Below are 18,764 nucleotides of genomic sequence, written 5' to 3' on the forward strand. Positions count from 1 at the left end.
CCCCCCCCCCCCCCCCCCCCCACAAATGTATTTTCACGGGAGGGAATCATACCTTATCCAGTGCCTGCGCGATATCGGCGATGAGGTCCTCGGCAGATTCCAGACCGCAGCTCATGCGCACCAGCTCAGCGGGCACACCGGCGGCAGCCAGCTGCTCGTCGTTCATCTGGCGGTGGGTGCTGGAGGCCGGGTTCAGGCAGCAGGTGCGGGCATCGGCCACATGGGTCTCGATGGCGGCAAGCTTCAGCTCCTTCATAAAGGTGCTGGCAGCCTGACGTCCGCCGGCCAGACCAAAGCTCACCACGCCGCAGCTGCCATTGGGCAGGTACTTCTGTGCCAGTGCGTGGTAGGGGCTGCTTTCCAGCCCGCAGTAGTTCACATAGGCCACCTTGGGGTGGTTCTCCAAGAACTGTGCCACTGCCATGCCGTTGGCGCAGTGGCGCTGCATCCGAACGTGCAGGCTTTCCAGACCTAGGTTCAGCATATAGGCGTTCATGGGGGACTGCATAGAGCCGAAGTCCCGCATGAGCTGTGCGGTAGCCTTTGTGATGAAGGCTCCCTCCTTGCCAAAGCGCTCGGCATAGGTGATGCCGTGGTAGCTGTCGTCCGGGGTGCACAGACCCGGGAACTTGTCGGCGTGCGCCATCCAGTCGAACTTGCCGCCGTCCACGATGGCACCGCCCAACACCGCGCCGTGACCGTCCATATACTTGGTGGTGGAGTGGGTCACGATGTCCGCGCCCCACTCAAAGGGGCGGCAGTTGACCGGCGTGGGGAAGGTGTTGTCCACCATCAGCGGTACGCCGTGGGCGTGGGCGGCCTTGGCAAACTTTTCAATGTCCAGCACGGTCAGGGCAGGGTTTGCGATGGTCTCGCCGAACACCACCTTGGTATTGGGCCGGAAGGCGGCGTTCAGCTCCTCCTCGGTGCACAGAGGGTCCACGAAGGTGGCAGTAATGCCCATTTTAGCCATGGTGACCGAGATGAGGTTGAAGGTGCCGCCGTAGATGGTGCTGGAGGCTACGATGTGGTCCCCTGCCTCGCAGAGATTGAACAGTGCAAAGAAGTTTGCGGCCTGTCCGCTGGAGGTGAGCATGGCGGCGGTGCCGCCTTCCAGCTCGCAGATCTTTTTGGCTACCATGTCGCAGGTAGGGTTCTGCAGACGGGAATAGAAATAGCCGTCTGCCTCCAGATCGAACAGCTTGCCCATATCCTCGCTGGTGGCGTACTTGAAGGTGGTGGACTGAATGATGGGGATCTGGCGGGGCTCGCCGTTGCCGGGGGTATAGCCGCCCTGCACGCAGATAGTATCACGGTTCATACAACATACTCCTTTGCTGGTTTTTTGGTCGGGAAGGACGATTCCCCGCAGGAGGGGCTGCCTCCGGCGGGGAATCGAAAATTCAAAGCTTCTTATTTCCGCAGGCGCTTATCGCTCTTGGCGGCCCACAGGGTACCCACAGACTGGAACGCCTGCACCATCAGCACCAGCAGCACCACACAGACGATCATGATGTTGGTCTGGTAGCGGTAGTAGCCGTAGGACAAAGCGATCTTGCCCAGACCGCCGCCGCCGATGACGCCGGACATGGCAGAGTAGCCCAGAATGGTGGTCAGTGCGGTGGTCATGCTGGAGATCAGGCCGGGCAGGCACTCCGGGATCATGACCTTGGTGATGATCTGGAACGGGGTAGCGCCCATGCTCTGAGCAGCTTCCACCACGCCCTCGTCCAGTTCCCGCAGGCTGGTCTCCACCAGACGTGCCACAAAGGGGAAGGCGGCGACCACCAGCGGAACGATGGTAGCCTTGGTGCCCACCGTAGTGCCCACGATGGCGCGGGTAAGCGGGAATACACAGATCATCAGGATGAGGAAGGGCACGCTGCGCAGAATGTTGATGACGATGTTGATCAGGTGCATCAGCCAGCCGGGCAGGGGCAGGATGCCGTCCTTGTCACCGGCTACCAGCAGCACACCCAGCGGCAGACCCAGCACCAGCGCAAAGGCGGTGGAGAGCACCGTTACATAAAAGGTCTCCCAGATGGCAAAGCCGTAATCTGCGATATTCATATACCGGTCACCTCCTCTACCGTTACGCCAGACTGGCTGCGCATATACTCCATAGCCTGCTGTGCGACCGCAAGCTCTGCGGGCAGCTTGAGCAGCATGGAGCCGTAGCACTGGCCGCTCAGATCGCGGGTATCGGCGCTGAGCACCGACACCAGAATGCCTTTTTCGGCGGCAAGGCTTGCCACCAGCGGCTTTGCGGTGGAGGAACCATTAAAGGTAACACGCACCACATGGTCATCCGGCGCAAAGCAGGAAAGATCCCGCGCTGCGCTGCCGCCGTTGGGAGCTACCAGACGCTTGGCAGCTGCCGTTTTGGGGTTTGCAAAAATTTCCTGTACCGAGCCCTGTTCCACGACCACACCGCCGTCCAGAATGGCCACGCTGTCGCAGATCTCCTCCACCACGCTCATCTGGTGGGTAATGACCACCACGGTGATGCCCAGCTTGCGGTTGATATCCTTGATCAGGGTCAGGATGGAGTGGGTGGTGTTGGGGTCCAGCGCACTGGTGGCCTCATCGCACAGCAGCACCTTGGGGTTGGTTGCCAGTGCGCGGGCAATGGCGATGCGCTGCTTCTGACCGCCGGACAGCTGTGCCGGGTAGGCGTTGGCCTTATCCGGCAGACCCACCATTTCCAGCAGCTCCATGGCGCGCTTTTCCGCCTCCGCCTTCTTCACGCCTGCCAGCTCCATGGGGAAGCAGACATTCTTCAGGCAGGTGCGCTGCATGAGCAGGTTGAACTGCTGGAAGATCATGGTGATCTCCCGGCGACGCTTGCGCAGCGAGGCGGGAGACAAGGTCTCCATTGCCACGCCGTCGATCACCACGCTGCCGCCGGTGGGGCGCTCCAGCAGGTTGATGCAGCGCACCAGCGTGGATTTGCCCGCACCGGACATACCGATGATGCCGTAGATTGCGCCATCGGGAATGGTGAGGTTGATGTTTTGCAGCGCTTTCACCGCGCCATCCTTCATCTGGAAGGTCTTGGAAAGGTACTTGAGTTCGATCACAGAAATTGCTCCTTTAGCTTATCCCTCGATGGTAGATTATCCCTCGATGGGTGCCAGACTGTCCTGCTTGCCGCCGTAGACGCCCATGGGCTCTACGTGAATACCGGCAACAGTGACCAGATGGGTACCCTTTTCGGCGTTGAAGTTGTCCAGATACGGCTGATGCTGGAAGTAGTTGGTATCTACCTGACCGTCCTCGACGATCTGGTTGGGGATCACATAGTCGTCGTACTCCTGGATATCCAGCGTGATGCCCTTGGCGGCAAGGATCTCCTTGCACACCTCCAGCACCTCGCAGTGGGGAGCGGGAGTAGCGGCACAGCTGACGGTCTGGCCGTTCAGAGCGTCATAATCCACAGTGGAATCATAGCCGTCGGTGGGGTTCTCCACAACGGACACCACGGAGCCCTTGTAGGTCTCGTCCATGAAGTCCTTCACCTTCTGGCTCTGCAGGGCAGCAGCCAGAGCCTTGATCTTGGGCTCCTCCTGATTGCCGTCCTTGCACACCAGAATGTTGACGTAAGCAGAAGAGCCGTCCTCCATGGCCAGTGCATCGGTCATGGGGTTCAGACCGGCAGAGATGGCGTAGTTGGAGTTGATGACGGCGTAGTCCTCGTCCTGCAGGACGTTGGGCACCTGAGCGGCCTCCACCTCGTCCACGGTGACGTTCAGGGGGTTCTCCTCGATGTCGTTCTTGGTGGCGGTCAGGCCGGCATCTGCCTTCAGCTTGAAGAAGCCGTTCTTCTCCAGCAGGGTCAGGGCACGAGCCTCGTTGGTGGTATCGTTGGGCACAGCCACCTTGATCTTATCCAGCTTAGCTGCGGCAGAGGATGCCACGCTGCCGGATGCAGCGGTGGAAGAAGCAGTGGAAGAAGAACCACCGCAGGCAGTCAGGGCAGCGGCTGCGGCTGCCACACCGGTAACTTTCAGAAAATCGCGACGAGTAATCATAGTTTTGTTCCCTCTCTATTTGTTCTCTATTATGTACTGTGGCCCGCACGGCACCTTTCCGCGCGCGGCCTTGAACGGATGAATGAAAAAATGCCCCCGTCCTTACGAGCCCTAGACTCTGCAAGGACGGAGGCATGAACATACTTCCGTGGTACCACCTTGGTTCACTGTACCCTTACAGATACAGCCTCGATGCTGCGGCAGCGTGTACTGCTTACAGCCGGACGCTGTAACGGGCGCATCCCGTTGCGGGCTTAGCACTCCTGCGCCTCGTCCGCACGGCTCCGAGACCATTTTCAGCTTCCTGTTTCCTGCCCTTTTCCACCGCCCGGGCTCTCTGGTAAGGATCAATGCGAAGGCCTACTCTTCTCTTCACAGCCATTTTTGTGATATTGACACTATAATAAACCCATCGGCGGCATTTGTCAACACCTTCAACGAAGTTTTTGGGTAGGGATATGGCTTCCGGCCTTTTGCCGCGCCCGTTTTGCTTGACAATGCGCACAAAAAGGGTTATACTATAACTACAAAAGGCACTGCGACAAGCGGTTGGCCCTTTAGGTTTTTAGTTTAACTTTTATCCAAAGAAAAACCGTCACCTGTGGGGGGTGGCGGTTTTTACTTTCTTACCTTGATCGTAAACGTAAATCCAAACAAGTGGAATGTCAAAGTAATAGGCATGTTCTCACCTCCTTCCGGAAGTGAGAGCCAACCGCCTGCCGTATGTGCAGTACCTTTCGATCGCTTTTCAGCGACAGGATGATTATAACATATTCCGACCCTTTTCGCAAGAAAGCTCTGGTGTTTCCAGAGCTTTTTATTATACACCCTTGTATGCGGCTGGTGCACATGATAAAATAGGATATCATCTTTTGCAAGGAGAGCAGGCAATGAACAGCAGAGACCCTTTTCCCGATGAAGAGCTGCGCCGCCGCATCATGGATTTTATCATGGCCGCAGGGCAGACCCTGCTGGAAAACGGCGCAGAGGTGTTCCGGGTGGAGCAGACCATGGAGATCATGGCGCGCAGCTTCCATTTGCGGGAGTTCCACGTTTATGTGCTGACCAACGGCATTTTTGCCAGTGCCGGCACTGCCGAGATCAGCGAGGTGCGCAACGTACCGGTGCGCACCACCCATCTGGGGCGGGTGGCGGCGGTGAACGAGCTTTCCCGCCAGATCGCCCAGACCGGTATGACCCTGGACGAGGCCGAGAGCCGTCTGGTGCTGGCACGGCAGCTGCCCTTCCCCAAAGATCATGTGCAGCTGCTTTCCGGGCTGTGCGGGGCGTTCTGCTTTGCCATGATGTTCGGCGGCAACCTGCGCAGTGCACTGGCAGCTGCCGGGGCGGGACTGGTGGCCAGCTGGTATCTGCTGTGGTGCGGGCGGCATGAAGTGCCCGGCGGCTTCCAGAAGATCAGCACCGCCGCGCTGATCACGCTGGTATGCATTCTGCTGTGCAATCTGCTGCACACCTCTGCCAGCCACGCCATCATCGGTACGCTGATGATCCTGACCCCGGGCATCGCCTTTACCATGGGCATCCGGGATTTTGTGCAGGGCGACTACCTTTCCGGCACCATCCGCATGATCGACGCCTTGCTTATTGCCGCCAGCATTGCCATAGGCACCGGTCTTGTGCTACGGCTGTACACAGTACTTACGGGGGTGGTCGTGGTATGATGTCCCTTACAGCTGTACAGATCAGCGAGCTGACCGCGCAGTTTTTTCTGGCCGCGGCGGGCACGCTGAGCTTTGCCATTCTGTTTGCGTGCCCCCGGCGCTGTCTGCCCTACTGCGCGCTGGTAGGCGCTGTGGGCTGGCTGTGGTACGAACTGTTGACCCTGCTGGGCGCAGACGCCGCCACGGCCTCCCTGCTGGCGGTCATTCCGCTGACCATCCTTACCCGCGTGTTTGCCATTACCCAAAAAACGCCGGTCACGGTGTTTTTGCTGACCGGCATTTTCCCGCTTGTGCCGGGCGCGGGCATCTACTACACCGCCTACTATTTCATCCAGAACGAAAACACCCTTGCCCTTGCCAAGGGCATCAGCACCTTTAAAATTGCGGTAGCACTGGCCATCGGCATCAGTCTGGTGCTGTGCGTACCGCTGCCGAAGAGGAAGTAAGACCCTCTCAGTCATCTCGCCTTGCGGCGTGCCAGCTCCCCCGAAAGGGGGAGCTTTTTTTGCTCCTAACCGGCAGATGCTTAAAGCTCCCCCCTTCGGGGGAGCTGGCGAACGCAGTGAGCCTGAGAGGGTTCATCCGTTCCCTTGGAGAAGGTGGCAAAGCCGCAGGCTTTGACGGAAGGGGCTGCGCGCCAACCCAAAAGCAGCTGCAAACATTTTATATAAAAATAAAAAGATGCCGGCAGGCTGCTTTCAACCTGCCGGCATCTTCGTGTTTATGCGATCAATTTAGTAGCACTTAACTGTTTAGCCCTTGAGTGCCACGCCCATCCAGACAGTAGCCTCATAACCGCCGTCTACGATCTTCAGATAGCTCTCCCAAGTCTCATCCGGTTCGATATCCTTGCACTGAGCGAGCAGGCTATCCTTAATGTCAGCGTAGCAAACCCTCTCATTTGGGTTGCTCTTCAAATCAAACACTTTGTTGGCAATCACTTCCACATGGCGATCCGCCACACCGCCATTAAAGAACTTCAAAGTAACGAACACTTTGGATTGGCTTGCAGGCTTGGACTCTTCCAGCTTAACAGGAACCTTAGCAATCTTCGGGGTGCTCTCAGAAATAATGTCAACCTCGTCCTCGCTAATCAGCTCATAGCCCTTCGGCAGCTTGTCTGCGGGGATCAGCTTCGGGTCGTACTTCTTTGCGTCCTTCAGGACGGTAGTCTCATAAACACCAGTAACGCTGTTGCCAACAGGATTACCCTTTTCATCCACAAAGAGAACACGCAGATCAACGCTGGTCACTTCGGGCACATCGGGGATATCGGTGTCGGGAATCTTTTTGCAGCCGGTCAGAGCAGCAACAGCCAGAGCAGCAACGCCTGCGCTCTTCAGGAACTGACGACGAGAGATATTAGCCATAATAATCAACCTCACAATCTTTCTTTCAAGCACGCTTTACACTCCATGTAATGCGTTTATACCTATATAATACCCTTACCTTCCCCCCATTGTCAAGTGCTTTATGGAAAGATTCACCAAAAAATACAAGGATACAAGAATAAATGTCACTATCCTTTACAATACAGCCGCCGTATCCGCAAAAAACCACGCCGCAGCCATTGCTGTGCGCCGGTGCATCTGCTATACTTTATATATAGTTATAGTTTCTCTCATTTTTGTATTTTACCGGATAAAGGAGCGATTCAATATGTCTGTCATGGAACTTCTGACTACCCGCCGCACCTACCGCCGGTTTGCACAAAAGGCCGTGCCGCAGGATGTGGTGGACGATATCGTACAGGCCGTGCGGCTGTCCTCCTGCGGGGCAAACCGGCAGGCGGTGCGTCTGGTGCTGGTGCAAAGCCCGGAGATGGTGGCCAAGGTACAGCCGCTGGTCAAGTGGGCTGGCTATCTGCCGCCGGAGCATGGCACGCCCAAGGCGGACGAGCTGCCCACCTTTTATGCAGCTGTGGTGCAGGATACCGCCATCCCCGGCGACCTTGCCACCGACACCGGCATTGCGCTGGCAAACATGACCCTTGCCGCATGGGACAAGGGCGTGGGCAGCTGCATCATGGGCGCGATCAATAAGCCCGCCCTGACCACGCTGCTGGGCATTGAGGAGCCGCAGAAGCTGGCGTTTATGGTGGCTTTCGGCTACCCCACCCACAAAGCCAGCATCGTCCCCATGACCGAGCAGACCGGCGTAAAGTACTATCTGGACGAAAACCGCGACTACTGCGTGCCCAAGCGCAGCGCGGAGGAGCTTGCAAGAAGCCTGTAAAAGCCGGTTTATGCTGCATATATTCACACATTTTCTCCGTTATTGCATAAATGTTTGCAAAATCGTTTCAATTTCACGGATTATTATGCACAAGTATTGACTTTTTGTTTTGTACAAACTATACTAAGTGCGTTCCCCGAAAGCGCGATGAATCGCATCCCATCGGGGCAAAGCAAACTATATTGCATAGATTGAGGAGTGTTTGAATATGAAAAAGATCTCTCGCCGCAGCTTCATGGCTGCCGCTGCTGTTTCCGTTGCTGCTCTGGCTATGACCGCCTGCGGTGGTTCTGCAAGCTCTGCTGCTTCCTCTGTGGCAAGCTCTGCCGCTTCCTCCGAGGCTGCTTCTTCTGCCGCTGCTGCTGACCTGACCACCGTGGAGGCCGGCAAGCTGACCATGGCTACCAACGCCGCCTTCCCTCCGTACGAGATGACCACCGATGCCGGCGAGTTCGAGGGCATCGATGTGGACACCGCCAAGGCCATTGCCGAGAAGCTGGGTCTGGAGCTGCAGATCGATGATATGGACTTTGACGCCGCACTGCTCAGCGTGCAGCAGGGTAAGGCCGACATTGTGATGGCAGGCGTTACCGTGACCGACGAGCGCAAGGCTGTGATGGACTTCTCCGACAGCTACGCCACCGGCATCCAGTCCATCATCGTGCCTAACGATTCCGACATTGCTTCTCCCGACGATCTGGCCGGCAAGAAGATCGGCACCCAGCGCGGCACCACCGGCTACATCTACTGCTCCGATGATTTCGGCGATGAGAACGTGGTTGCTTACGACGACGGTCTGACCGCTGTGCAGGCCCTGAACAATGGTCAGGTGGACGCTGTGGTCATCGACAACGCTCCCGCACAGGAGTTCGTGGCTGCCAACCCCGGCCTGAAGGTGCTGGATACCAGCTACGCCGAGGAGGATTACGCCATCGGCATGGCAAAGGGTTCTGCTCTGGAGGACGCTGTCAACAAGGCTCTGGAGGAGCTGAAGGCTGACGGCACTCTGCAGGCCATCGTGGACAAGTACATCAACGCAAACTAAGCTGCGTGCCCTGTACCATTTCCGTACCCAAGGAGGCGCCCCGCTCCGGGGCACCTCTTTTTTTAGAAAAAAGTGGTTACAATTTATTGACAAACAGAAAGCGAGGATGTGAATGGCTGCGCAATACGAACTGCTCAAAGAGCTGCTCAACAGCGGCACAAAGCTAAGCTTTGGACAGGATTTCTTTTTTAAGTTTTATCAGGCCTTTCTGCTGAAGGACCGCTGGATGCAGTACATCAACGGTGTGGGCACCACCCTGCTGGTCACCGCACTGGCGCTGGCGCTGGGCGTGGTACTGGGCAGCGTGGTGGCGCTGGTGCGCGTGACCCACGACCAGCAGCGCCCCGGCCATAAAAATGCGGTGCTGGGCTTTTTTAACGCGGTGTGTCAGGTGTACACCACCATCATCCGCGGCACGCCCATGATGGTGCAGCTGCTGATCATGAGCATGGTCATTTTTTCCAACAGCCGCAACTTTACCATGGTAGGTGCGCTGACCTTAGGCATCAACTCTGGCGCGTATGTATCCGAGATCATCCGCGGCGGCCTGATGGCTGTGGACCCCGGCCAGATGGAAGCCGGACGCAGCCTTGGCCTGAACTACATGACCACCATGGTGGTCATCATCATCCCGCAGGCCATCCGTGCGGTGCTGCCTGCACTGGGCAACGAGTTCATTGTCCTGCTCAAGGATACTTCCCTGATCACCACCATCGGCGGCAAGGAGCTGCTGTATGCTGCACAGGGCATTATGAACCGTACCTATGAAGCCATGTTCCCCCTGCTGGGCGTTGCACTGATCTACCTGATCCTTGTTATGCTGTTTACATGGCTGCTGAGCAAGTTTGAGAGGAGGCTGGCACAAAGTGACCGATAAGATTTTGGAAGTACGCGGCCTGACCAAGACCTATGGCGGCGTAAAGAAGCGCGGCGCAAAAAAAGCCGACCCCACGCTGGATGTGCTGAAAGGCATCGACCTTGATATCTACCGCGGCGATGTGGTGTGCCTGATCGGCCCTTCCGGCTGCGGCAAGTCCACCTTTCTGCGCTGCCTGAACCGGCTGGAGACTCCCACCTCCGGTTCCATCAAGTTTGAGGGTGTGGAGGTAAACGAGACACACATCGATGCCGTGCGCCAGAAGATGGGCATGGTGTTCCAGCACTTCAACCTGTTCCCCCACCTGACCGTGAAAAAGAACCTTGAGCTGGCACCCAGCTTGCTGAAGCTGAAGGACAAAGAGGCCATCTCTGCCCGTGCAGACGAGCTGCTGGCCCGCGTAGGTCTGGCCGACAAGGCCAACGCCTACCCCAAGAGCCTGTCCGGCGGTCAGCAGCAGCGCATCGCCATTGCCCGCGCGCTGGCCATGGACCCGGACGTGATCCTGTTCGATGAGCCCACCAGCGCCCTTGACCCCGAGATGGTGGGCGAGGTGCTGGAGCTGATGAAGGAGCTGGCACACACCGGCATCACCATGCTGGTGGTCACCCATGAGATGGGCTTTGCCCGCGAGGTATCCAACCGGGTCATCTTCATCGACGATGGCAAAATTCAGGAGGATGAGCCGCCGCAGGAGCTGTTTACCAACCCCAAGCACCCCCGCCTGAAAGCCTTCCTCTCCAAGATGCTGTAATAATATAAAAAATTCAAGCCCGGAAGGTCGGTAGACCTTCCGGGCTTGTTTCATTAAAAATAGCGCTGCGGCTCAAAGCTCTGCCAGAATGGCATCGCCCATGGCGGTGCAGCCAAGGCAGGTGCAGCCGTCGCTCATGTTGTCGGCAGTGCGCAAACCCTTGTCCAGCACACGGCTCACGGCGTTCTCAATGGCATCGGCTTCCTCTGCCATGCCAAAGGAATACCGCAGCATCATGGCGGCAGACAGGATGCAGGCGGTGGGGTTTACGATGTCCTTACCCGCAATGTCCGGGGCAGAGCCGTGGATGGGCTCGTACAGCCCCCGGGTGCCGTCGCCAAGGCTGGAGGACGGGATCATACCGATGGAACCGGTGATCATGGAAGCCTCGTCCGACAGGATATCGCCGAACATATTCTCAGTGACGATCACGTCGAACTGCGCGGGGTTCTTCACGATCTGCATAGCGCAGTTGTCCACGAACATCTCGCTGTACTCCACATCCGAGTACTCGGCCTGCAGCCGGTGCATCACAATGCGCCACAGGCGGCTGGTGTCCAGCACGTTGGCCTTGTCCACGCAGCACAGCTTTTTGCGGCGCTTGCGGGCGGTCTCGAAGCCGATGCGGCCAATGCGCTCGATCTCGTGCTCCGCATAGGGCATAGTGTCCACAGCCTGCTTTTCGCCGTTTTCCAGCGTGTGGGTCTGGTGCTGGCCGAAGTACACGCCGCCGATCAGCTCCCGCACGATGATAAAATCAATGCCCTGTGCCACGATCTCGGGCTTCAGGGGGCTGGCAGGTGCCAGCTGCGGCCAGATCTTCGCGGGGCGGTTGTTGGCGTACAGCCCCATCCCGGCGCGCAGCCGCAGCAGACCCTTTTCTGGCCGCTGCTCTCCGGGCAGACCCTCCCACTTGGGGCCGCCTACCGCGCCCAGCAGCACGCTGTCGGCGGCAAGGCACTTGTCCAGCTCGTGCTGGGGCAGCGGGTCGCCGTACTTGTCAATGGCCTCGCCGCCCATGGCGGCAGCGGTGTAATGGAAGGTATGACCGTACTTTTCGGCCACCTTATCCAGCACCCGGAGGGTCTGCTTTACGATCTCCGGGCTGGAGCAATCGCCCCAGATGACAGCAATATTTTTTTCCATGAGGTACTCCTTTTATGCTCCAAACACATTTTCACGGATGGGGATGGGGTTATTTCTGGATGGCCTTCATCAGACCACCGGCGGAGATGATGTTCTGGATAAAGGGCGGGAAGGGCTCGGCGTGGAACACCTTGCCGTTGGTCTCGTCGGTGATGACGCCGGTGTCAAAGTCCACCTGAACGGTATCCCCTGCCTCGATGGCGTCCACAGCCTCCGGGCACTCCATGATGGGCAGGCCGATGTTGATGCTGTTGCGGTAAAAGATACGGGCAAAGCTTTTGGCAATGACTACCGCGATGCCTGCAGTCTTGATGCACAGGGGTGCGTGCTCGCGGGAGGAGCCGCAGCCAAAGTTCCAGCCGCCCACCATGATATCGCCGGGCTGCACCCGGTTCACAAAGTCCTTGTCGATATCCTCCATGCAGTGGCTGGCAAGCTCCTTGGCGTCCTGCGTGTTCAGGTGACGTGCCGGGATGATGACGTCGGTATCCACGTTATCCGGGTATTTGAAAACAGAACCTCTTGCGTTCATGCTCATGCTCCTTTCGGGTCAGACCGTGCGCGGGTCGGTGATGTAGCCGGTCAGGGCGCTGGCGGCGGCGGTGGCAGGAGAAGCCAGATAGACCTCGCTGTCCACATGACCCATGCGTCCCACAAAGTTGCGGTTGGTGGTGGAAACGCAGCGCTCGCCCGCTGCCAAAATGCCCATGTAGCCGCCCAGACAGGGGCCGCAGGTGGGGGTGGATACGATGCAGCCCGCATCGATAAAGGCAGTGGTCCAGCCCCGCAGGATGCACTCCTTATAGACTGCCATGGTGGCGGGGATGATGATGCCGCGCACGCCCTTGGCGATGTGCTTGCCCTTGAGGATGTTGTAGGCGGCCTCCATATCCTCTAAGCGGCCATTGGTGCAGCTGCCGATGACCACCTGATCGATCTTGATGTCCTTGCCCTCGCTGGCAACATGGGTGTTCTCGGGCAGATGGGGGTAGCTGACGGTGGGCTCCAGTGCGCCAAGGTCAATCTCAATGGTCTTTTCGTACGCAGCATCAGGGTCGGCCTCGTAGAACACCGGCGGGCGCTGGCTGCGGCCTGCCAGATAAGCCTTGGTCACCTCGTCCACCGGGAAGATGCCGTTCTTGGCACCGGCCTCAATGGCCATATTGCAGATGCACAGGCGGTCGTCCATGGTAAGGCTTTCCACGCCCGGGCCGGTGAACTCCATAGACTTATACAGTGCACCGTCCACACCGATCATGCCGATGATGTGCAGGATCAGGTCTTTGCCGGATACCCGGGGGTTAAACTTGCCGGTGAGCACGAACTTGATGGCAGAGGGCACCTTGAACCATGCCATGCCGGTGGCCATGCCAGCGGCCATATCGGTAGAGCCTACACCGGTGGAGAAGGCACCCAGCGCACCATAGGTGCAGGTGTGGCTGTCCGCGCCGATCACGCAGTCGCCGGCGGTGACGATGCCTTTTTCCGGCAGCAGGGCATGCTCAATGCCCATCTGACCGACATCGTAGAAGTTGAGGATATCGTATTTATTGGCGAACTCCCGGCACTGCTTGGACTGGGTAGCGCTCTTGATATCCTTATTGGGCACAAAGTGGTCCAGCACGATAGCGATATGCTCTTTATCAAACACGCGGTCAAAACCGGCGCGTTCAAACTCGTTGATGGCCACCGGGGTGGTGATATCGTTGCCCAGCACAATGTCCAACTTTGCATTGATGAGCTGGCCTGCCTTGACCTCCGGCAGTCCGGCGTGTGCGGCAAGGATCTTCTGCGTCAGGGTCATTCCCATGGTAGTTTTCTCCTTTTTATCGATTGTTGATTGCGCTGACAAGGGCACGGACACCGGCCACGATGATGTCGGTGTCGGTACCGGCACCCCATGTGACCGTGTTGTCGCCCCAGACAAGGCCCACATAAGAGGCTGCGCGGGAGGTAGAGCCCTCATCCAAGCTGTGCTCAGAGTAGTTTTCCAGATGGAAGTCCATGCCGGTGGCGCTCTGGATGGCGTTAGCTACGGCATCCAGACGGCCGTTGCCCACCGAGGTGACCACCTTGCGCTGGCCGTTCAGCTCCAGCGTGACCGTGGCGGTAATGCCGTTTACCTGTGCAAAGTGGGCTTCCACCACATTCAGCGGCTTTGCACGGTTGAGGTAGGTATCCTCGAAGATATGCAGCACCTCGGCGGCGCTCAGCTCCTTGTGGCTGTGGTCGGACACGCTCTTGACCTTGTAGCCCAGCGCCTCCCGCATCTTGGGGGGCAGGTTGTAGCCGTAGTTCTGCTCCAGCACAAAGCCGATGCCGCCCTTGCCGCTCTGGCTGTTGATGCGGATGACGTCGGCGTCGTAGGTGCGGCCGATGTCGTGGGGGTCCACCGGGATGTAGGGGCAGGTCCAGCGGTGCTCGCCGGTCTGCTTGCGGTACGCCATGCCCTTGGCAATGGCGTCCTGATGGCTGCCGGAGAAGGCGGCAAACACCAGCTGTCCGGCGTAGGGGGTACGCTCGTAGATGTGCATCCGGGTCACACGCTCGTAGGTGGCGCAGATGGCGGGCATATCCGAGAAGTCCAGCTTGGGGTCTACGCCATGGCTGTACATATTCATGGCCAGCGTCACAGCGTCCACATTGCCGGTGCGCTCGCCGTTGCCGAACAGGCAGCACTCCACGCGCTGTGCGCCCGCCAGCACTGCCAGCTCTGCGCAGGCTACGCCGGTGCCGCGGTCGTTGTGGGGGTGGGTGGAGATGATCACGCTGTCGCGGTACTTCAGGTGCTTGTCGCAGTACTCGATCTGGTTGGCGTACACATGGGGCATGCTCATCTCCACAGTCACCGGCAGGTTGATGATCATGGGGCGCTCCGGGGTGGGCTGCATGATATCCAGCACGGCGTTGCACACCTCTACGGCGTAGTCCACCTCGGTGCCGGTAAAGCTTTCGGGGCTGTACTCAAACAGGAAGTTGCCCTCGTACTCCTCACTGAGCTGCTTGACCAGCTTTGCGCCGTCCACGGCGATCTGCTTGATTTCCTCCTTGGACTTGTGGAACACCTGCTCCCGCTGCGCCACGGAGGTGGAGTTGTAGAAGTGGATCACCGCCCGGGGTGCGCCCTTGACTGCCTCGAAGGTGCGGCGGATGATGTGGTCGCGGCACTGGGTCAGCACCTGCACGGTGACGTCGGCGGGGATCATATCCTTTTCGATCAGGGTGCGCAGGAACTCGTACTCAGTCTCGCTGGCGGCGGGAAAGCCCACCTCGATCTCCTTGAAGCCGATCTTCACCAGCATCTGGAAGAACTCCAGCTTTTCTGCAAGGCTCATGGGCACGATCAGCGCCTGATTGCCGTCCCGCAGATCCACGCTGCACCATGCGGGAGCCTTTTCAATATGGTCCTTTTTTACCCAGCTGTCATAACCGGCGGGTACCGGGTAGTACCCCGGTGCGTACTTGGTAGCGTCCATCATCCTGTTGTCCTCCTGATGTTGTGGTGAGACGAACCCTCTCAGTCAGCCCCTGCGGGGCTGCCAGCTCCCCCGAAGGGGGAGCTTTCCGGCTTCTGAAAAAGGTGAGACCCTTCTTAGAAGAAGCATTCCTCCCCTTTTCTCTTAAAGCTCCCCCCTCGGGAGAGCTGTCGCCGTCAGGCGACTGAGAGGGTCATCATACAAAAAGGCTCCCGTCTTTCAAGGCGAAAACCTTGAGAGACGAGAGCCTGTAAATTGCTTTTACAGGGCACCCGTGGTACCACTCTCCTTGCTGCACGGTCAGGTACAGCCACTTTGCACGATCGGCCAAAACGGCGAATCGCTGCCCTTGTAACGGTGGGCGTCCGTCAGAACCTACTTGTCCGTTCAGCTCTGCCGCTCAGGGGCCAGTATCCGAAGCACTCTGCACCCGCCTTGCACCACCCGGCGGCTCTCTGCACGCAGAAGAAAGATCGTTTTATCCCCGTCAACGCATTTGCACTTTGTTGAAAGTGAGATAATTTTAGCACGCCTGCCAAAAAGTGTCAAGAAGTTTCATTCAGGATAAAGATGAAAGCATTTCATAATACCATAGGGTAAATCATGCAAAATTGAGGTCGTTGTTCCCTTGCCCCCTCATCCGGCAAGCCCTTTGCGCACCTATAATATGGTAACCGAGCGGCTTTAGCCCTCTTTGTTAAGAAACTGCTAAGTTTTTGCAAAGTTGCCCTCACTGCGCTGTTGCCGGGCGGCAAGGTGTGGTATACTGGACGCAGCAACCGGGTGGAAGCCCACTTTATATAGAAGGAGGAACATCCCATGAAAGAAGTCAAGCCATCCAAAAAGCCGTTGGCCATCTACTATGCCATCGTGCTGCTGGTGCTGCTGGTCATCAACCTTGTGGTCATGCCGTGGCTGGCCGAGCGTCAGGTGCAGGAGGTAGACTACGGCACCTTTATGAGCATGACCGAGCAGGAGAATATCGGCAAGGTAGATATCCAGTCCAACCAGATCATTTTTACGGATAAGGACAACAAGCAAATCTACAAGACCGGCCTGATGAACGATCCCGGCCTGACTGAGCGTCTGTACGATGCCGGTGCGCAATTCTCCAGCGAGATCGTGGAGCAGGGTTCGCCGGTGCTCAGCTTTCTGCTGTGGTTCGTGCTGCCCATCCTGCTGTTCAGCTTCATCGGCAACCAGATGAACAAAAAGCTGATGGAAAAGGCAGGCGGCGGTCCGGGTGCCATGATGTTCGGCGGCGCGGGCAAGTCCAATGCAAAGGTGTATGTGCAGTCCACCCACGGCATCCGCTTTGCGGACGTTGCCGGTGAGGACGAGGCCAAGGAGAACCTGCAGGAGATCGTCAATTATCTGCACGACCCCAAGAAGTACGAGGAGATCGGTGCTTCCATGCCCAAGGGCATTCTGCTGGTAGGCCCTCCGGGCACCGGCAAGACCATGCTGGCCAAGGCCGTGGCAGGCGAATCCAACGTGCCCTTCTTCTCCATCTCCGGCTCGGAGTTCGTGGAGATGTTCGTGGGCATGGGTGCCTCCAAGGTGCGTGACCTGTTCAAGCAGGCCAAGGAAAAAGCCCCCTGCATCGTGTTCATTGATGAAATTGATGCCATTGGCCAGAAGCGCAACAGCGGCCAGTTTGGCGGCAACGACGAGCGCGAGCAGACCCTGAACCAGCTGCTTACCGAGATGGACGGCTTTGAGGGCAACACCGGCGTCATTATTCTGGCAGCCACCAACCGCCCGGATTCCCTCGACCCTGCCCTGACCCGTCCCGGCCGGTTCGACCGCCGTGTACCCGTGGAGCTGCCCGACCTGAAGGGCCGCGAAGAGATTTTGAAGGTACACGCCAAAAAGGTAAAGATCGCCCCGGGTGTGGACTTCAACACCGTGGCACGCATGGCCTCCGGTGCCTCCGGCGCAGAGCTGGCTAACATCGTGAACGAGGCCGCCCTGCGTGCCGTGCGGGCAGGCCGCAAGAGCGTGACGCAGGCCGACCTTGAGGAGAGCATTGAGGTGGTCATTGCCGGCTACCAGAAGAAGAACTCCATCCTGACCGACCACGAAAAGTGCATCGTAGCCTACCATGAGATCGGCCATGCCCTTGTGGCAGCCAAGCAGTCCAACTCTGCCCCGGTGCAGAAGATCACCATCATCCCCCGCACCTCCGGCGCACTGGGCTATACCATGCAGGTGGACGAGGGCAACCACTACCTGATGAACAAGGCCGAGCTGGAAAACAAGATCGCCACCCTGACCGGCGGCCGCGCCGCCGAGGAGGTGGCCTTCAACTCCATCACCACCGGCGCATCCAATGATATCGAGCAGGCCACCAAGCTTGCCCGCGCCATGCTGACCCGCTACGGCATGAGCGATGAATTTGACATGGTGGCGCTGGAAACCGTAAACAACCAGTATCTGGGCGGCGATACCTCGCTGGCCTGCAGTGCCCAGACCCAGCGCGAGATCGATCAGAAGGTGGTAGAGCTGGTCAAGACCCAGCATGAAAAGGCCATTCGCATCCTGACCGAGAACCGCGCAAAGCTGGACGAGCTGGCACAGTACCTGTACCAGAAAGAGACCATCACCGGCGAGGAGTTCATGGATATCCTTAACCGCGATGACACCGAAAACAAACCAGAAAATCCCTGAAAATAAAAATTTTTGAATCTTTTGCAATAATCCGACCGCCGTATCCGTTTATAGAGCAGATACGGCGGTTTTCCATTGTGGATGCGCCGCAGCTGAACCATGGTTCCCAAAAAGATTATGATGCAAAAAATGAAGGCAGTCCCTGCGGCTGCCGTTTTCAGGAGGTATTTCCTATGAAGATGCTGAACAAAAAGTTTGTCCGTACCCTGAGCTGTGCCACTGTGGCGGTGTGTGCCGCCGCCATGCTGAGCGTGGGCGCTTTTGCCGCCGAGGTGGATTCTACCTGTGTGGAGGGCTATCTGCCCCCGCAGGAGCAGATGGTGCAGGGTGACATTGCACTGCACAGCGGTGACGTTGCCGTGGGCGAAAAAGATCCCAGCTACGGCGGCTACGGTGCCCCGGAGGGTAACCCCATTCAGGGCAACATCATGCTGATCTCCGGCGACGAGCTGGCCGACACCGCAAAGACCGAGGCGCGCTACACCGTCAAGGGTCTGCTGGGCAAGCAGCTGCTGTACACCGCCCGCCAGAAGGACGGCGTGCTGACGCTGGATGTGCCCGCCGAGGTGGCTACCTTCCGCACCACCATCGAGGATATGCAGACTTTGCAGGCAAACGGCGTGAAAACGCTGGTGCTGGTGACCGAGAAGAACTCCACCACCCTGAACCTCTCTCTGCTGTGCGAGGGACAGAAGTCCGGCACCCGCGTCACCCTGCGGCATCTGGGCAGCAATGCCACCCTCTCTGTGGGTCTGCGCTGCCGCCGCGACCTGCTGATCGGCCGCTAATCGGAAAAACGGCAGTATAATTTGTGGTTCAGAAACGCCCACAGGCGTTTCTGAACAGAT

At 58.1% G+C, this 18,764-nt stretch carries 17 protein-coding genes and 1 other annotated feature; of the genes, 8 read left to right on the forward strand and 9 right to left on the reverse strand.

The features are described from left to right. Positions 1-46 precede the first annotated feature (46 nt). From WMO44_RS13080 to WMO44_RS13095, 4 genes are all read right to left on the reverse strand, one after another. A complete protein-coding gene (locus tag WMO44_RS13080) occupies positions 47-1,321 on the reverse strand; it encodes an O-acetylhomoserine aminocarboxypropyltransferase/cysteine synthase family protein (RefSeq protein WP_055186154.1) in 1,275 nt (424 codons plus the stop codon). Positions 1,322-1,413: 92 nt separating this feature from the next. Next, positions 1,414-2,070: a methionine ABC transporter permease gene (locus WMO44_RS13085; RefSeq protein ID WP_097778819.1), complete on the reverse strand. Its 657-nt coding sequence runs from the start codon at positions 2,068-2,070 to the stop codon at positions 1,414-1,416. After that, on the reverse strand, positions 2,067-3,080 hold the full coding sequence (locus tag WMO44_RS13090) for a methionine ABC transporter ATP-binding protein (protein WP_118658216.1): 1,014 nt from the start codon (positions 3,078-3,080) through the stop codon (positions 2,067-2,069). Before WMO44_RS13090 ends, WMO44_RS13085 begins: the two co-directional genes overlap by 4 nt. A gap of 36 nt (positions 3,081-3,116) precedes the next feature. Next, on the reverse strand, positions 3,117-4,031 hold the full coding sequence (locus tag WMO44_RS13095; protein ID WP_349152848.1) for a MetQ/NlpA family ABC transporter substrate-binding protein: 915 nt from the start codon (positions 4,029-4,031) through the stop codon (positions 3,117-3,119). 890 nt (positions 4,032-4,921) lie between these two features. On the opposite strand from WMO44_RS13095, the gene WMO44_RS13100 reads away from it, so the two are divergent. Beyond that, positions 4,922-5,713, forward strand: coding sequence for a threonine/serine exporter family protein (locus WMO44_RS13100; RefSeq protein WP_015536905.1), 792 nt, complete (start codon positions 4,922-4,924; stop codon positions 5,711-5,713). Further along, on the forward strand, positions 5,713-6,159 hold the full coding sequence (locus tag WMO44_RS13105) for a threonine/serine exporter family protein (RefSeq protein ID WP_349152857.1): 447 nt from the start codon (positions 5,713-5,715) through the stop codon (positions 6,157-6,159). Before WMO44_RS13100 ends, WMO44_RS13105 begins: the two co-directional genes overlap by 1 nt. A gap of 306 nt (positions 6,160-6,465) precedes the next feature. On the opposite strand, the gene WMO44_RS13110 is transcribed toward WMO44_RS13105, so the two are convergent. Next, positions 6,466-7,083, reverse strand: coding sequence for a twin-arginine translocation signal domain-containing protein (locus WMO44_RS13110; RefSeq protein ID WP_349152849.1), 618 nt, complete (start codon positions 7,081-7,083; stop codon positions 6,466-6,468). Between the two features lie 289 nt (positions 7,084-7,372). On the opposite strand from WMO44_RS13110, the gene WMO44_RS13115 reads away from it, so the two are divergent. From WMO44_RS13115 to WMO44_RS13130, 4 genes are all read left to right on the forward strand, one after another. Beyond that, the gene (locus WMO44_RS13115; protein WP_349152850.1) at positions 7,373-7,948 is read left to right on the forward strand and encodes a nitroreductase family protein; all 576 of its coding nucleotides are present in this window, start codon (positions 7,373-7,375) and stop codon (positions 7,946-7,948) included. 208 nt (positions 7,949-8,156) lie between these two features. Beyond that, positions 8,157-8,993 carry an ABC transporter substrate-binding protein gene (locus WMO44_RS13120; protein WP_349152851.1) on the forward strand — a complete coding sequence of 279 codons (837 nt, stop codon included), beginning with the start codon at positions 8,157-8,159 and terminating at the stop codon, positions 8,991-8,993. Positions 8,994-9,105: 112 nt separating this feature from the next. Continuing rightward, positions 9,106-9,870, forward strand: a complete 765-nt coding sequence (locus WMO44_RS13125) for an amino acid ABC transporter permease (protein ID WP_005920313.1) — start codon at positions 9,106-9,108, stop codon at positions 9,868-9,870. Further along, positions 9,860-10,624 carry an amino acid ABC transporter ATP-binding protein gene (locus WMO44_RS13130; protein WP_097782486.1) on the forward strand — a complete coding sequence of 255 codons (765 nt, stop codon included), beginning with the start codon at positions 9,860-9,862 and terminating at the stop codon, positions 10,622-10,624. Before WMO44_RS13125 ends, WMO44_RS13130 begins: the two co-directional genes overlap by 11 nt. Before the next feature lie 72 nt (positions 10,625-10,696). Here the strand turns inward: WMO44_RS13130 and leuB are convergent, their stop codons facing one another. From leuB to WMO44_RS13150, 4 genes are read right to left on the reverse strand one after another with little or no spacing between them, the layout of a single operon-like run. Then, complete coding sequence (gene leuB, locus WMO44_RS13135; protein ID WP_349152852.1) at positions 10,697-11,770, reverse strand: 3-isopropylmalate dehydrogenase; 1,074 nt, start codon at positions 11,768-11,770, stop codon at positions 10,697-10,699. 49 nt (positions 11,771-11,819) lie between these two features. Beyond that, positions 11,820-12,302 (reverse strand): 3-isopropylmalate dehydratase small subunit, encoded by a 483-nt coding sequence (leuD, locus tag WMO44_RS13140; RefSeq protein ID WP_015536899.1) that lies wholly within the window; start codon positions 12,300-12,302, stop codon positions 11,820-11,822. Between the two features lie 18 nt (positions 12,303-12,320). Then, positions 12,321-13,580: a 3-isopropylmalate dehydratase large subunit gene (gene leuC, locus WMO44_RS13145; protein WP_349152853.1), complete on the reverse strand. Its 1,260-nt coding sequence runs from the start codon at positions 13,578-13,580 to the stop codon at positions 12,321-12,323. Positions 13,581-13,596: 16 nt separating this feature from the next. After that, positions 13,597-15,249 (reverse strand): 2-isopropylmalate synthase, encoded by a 1,653-nt coding sequence (locus WMO44_RS13150; protein ID WP_349152854.1) that lies wholly within the window; start codon positions 15,247-15,249, stop codon positions 13,597-13,599. A gap of 230 nt (positions 15,250-15,479) precedes the next feature. Next, positions 15,480-15,746: a binding site (T-box leader), on the reverse strand. A gap of 319 nt (positions 15,747-16,065) precedes the next feature. Between WMO44_RS13150 and ftsH the strand changes: the two genes are divergently transcribed. Both ftsH and WMO44_RS13160 read left to right on the forward strand, forming a co-directional pair. Beyond that, positions 16,066-17,916: an ATP-dependent zinc metalloprotease FtsH gene (gene ftsH, locus WMO44_RS13155; protein ID WP_349152855.1), complete on the forward strand. Its 1,851-nt coding sequence runs from the start codon at positions 16,066-16,068 to the stop codon at positions 17,914-17,916. A 173-nt stretch (positions 17,917-18,089) separates the two neighbouring features. After that, positions 18,090-18,704 carry a transcriptional regulator, IclR family protein gene (locus WMO44_RS13160; RefSeq protein WP_349152856.1) on the forward strand — a complete coding sequence of 205 codons (615 nt, stop codon included), beginning with the start codon at positions 18,090-18,092 and terminating at the stop codon, positions 18,702-18,704. The last annotated feature ends 60 nt before the right edge of the window (positions 18,705-18,764 follow it).

The sequence above is a fragment of the Faecalibacterium tardum genome, from assembly GCF_040096515.1.
Taxonomy (GTDB): domain Bacteria; phylum Bacillota; class Clostridia; order Oscillospirales; family Ruminococcaceae; genus Faecalibacterium; species Faecalibacterium tardum.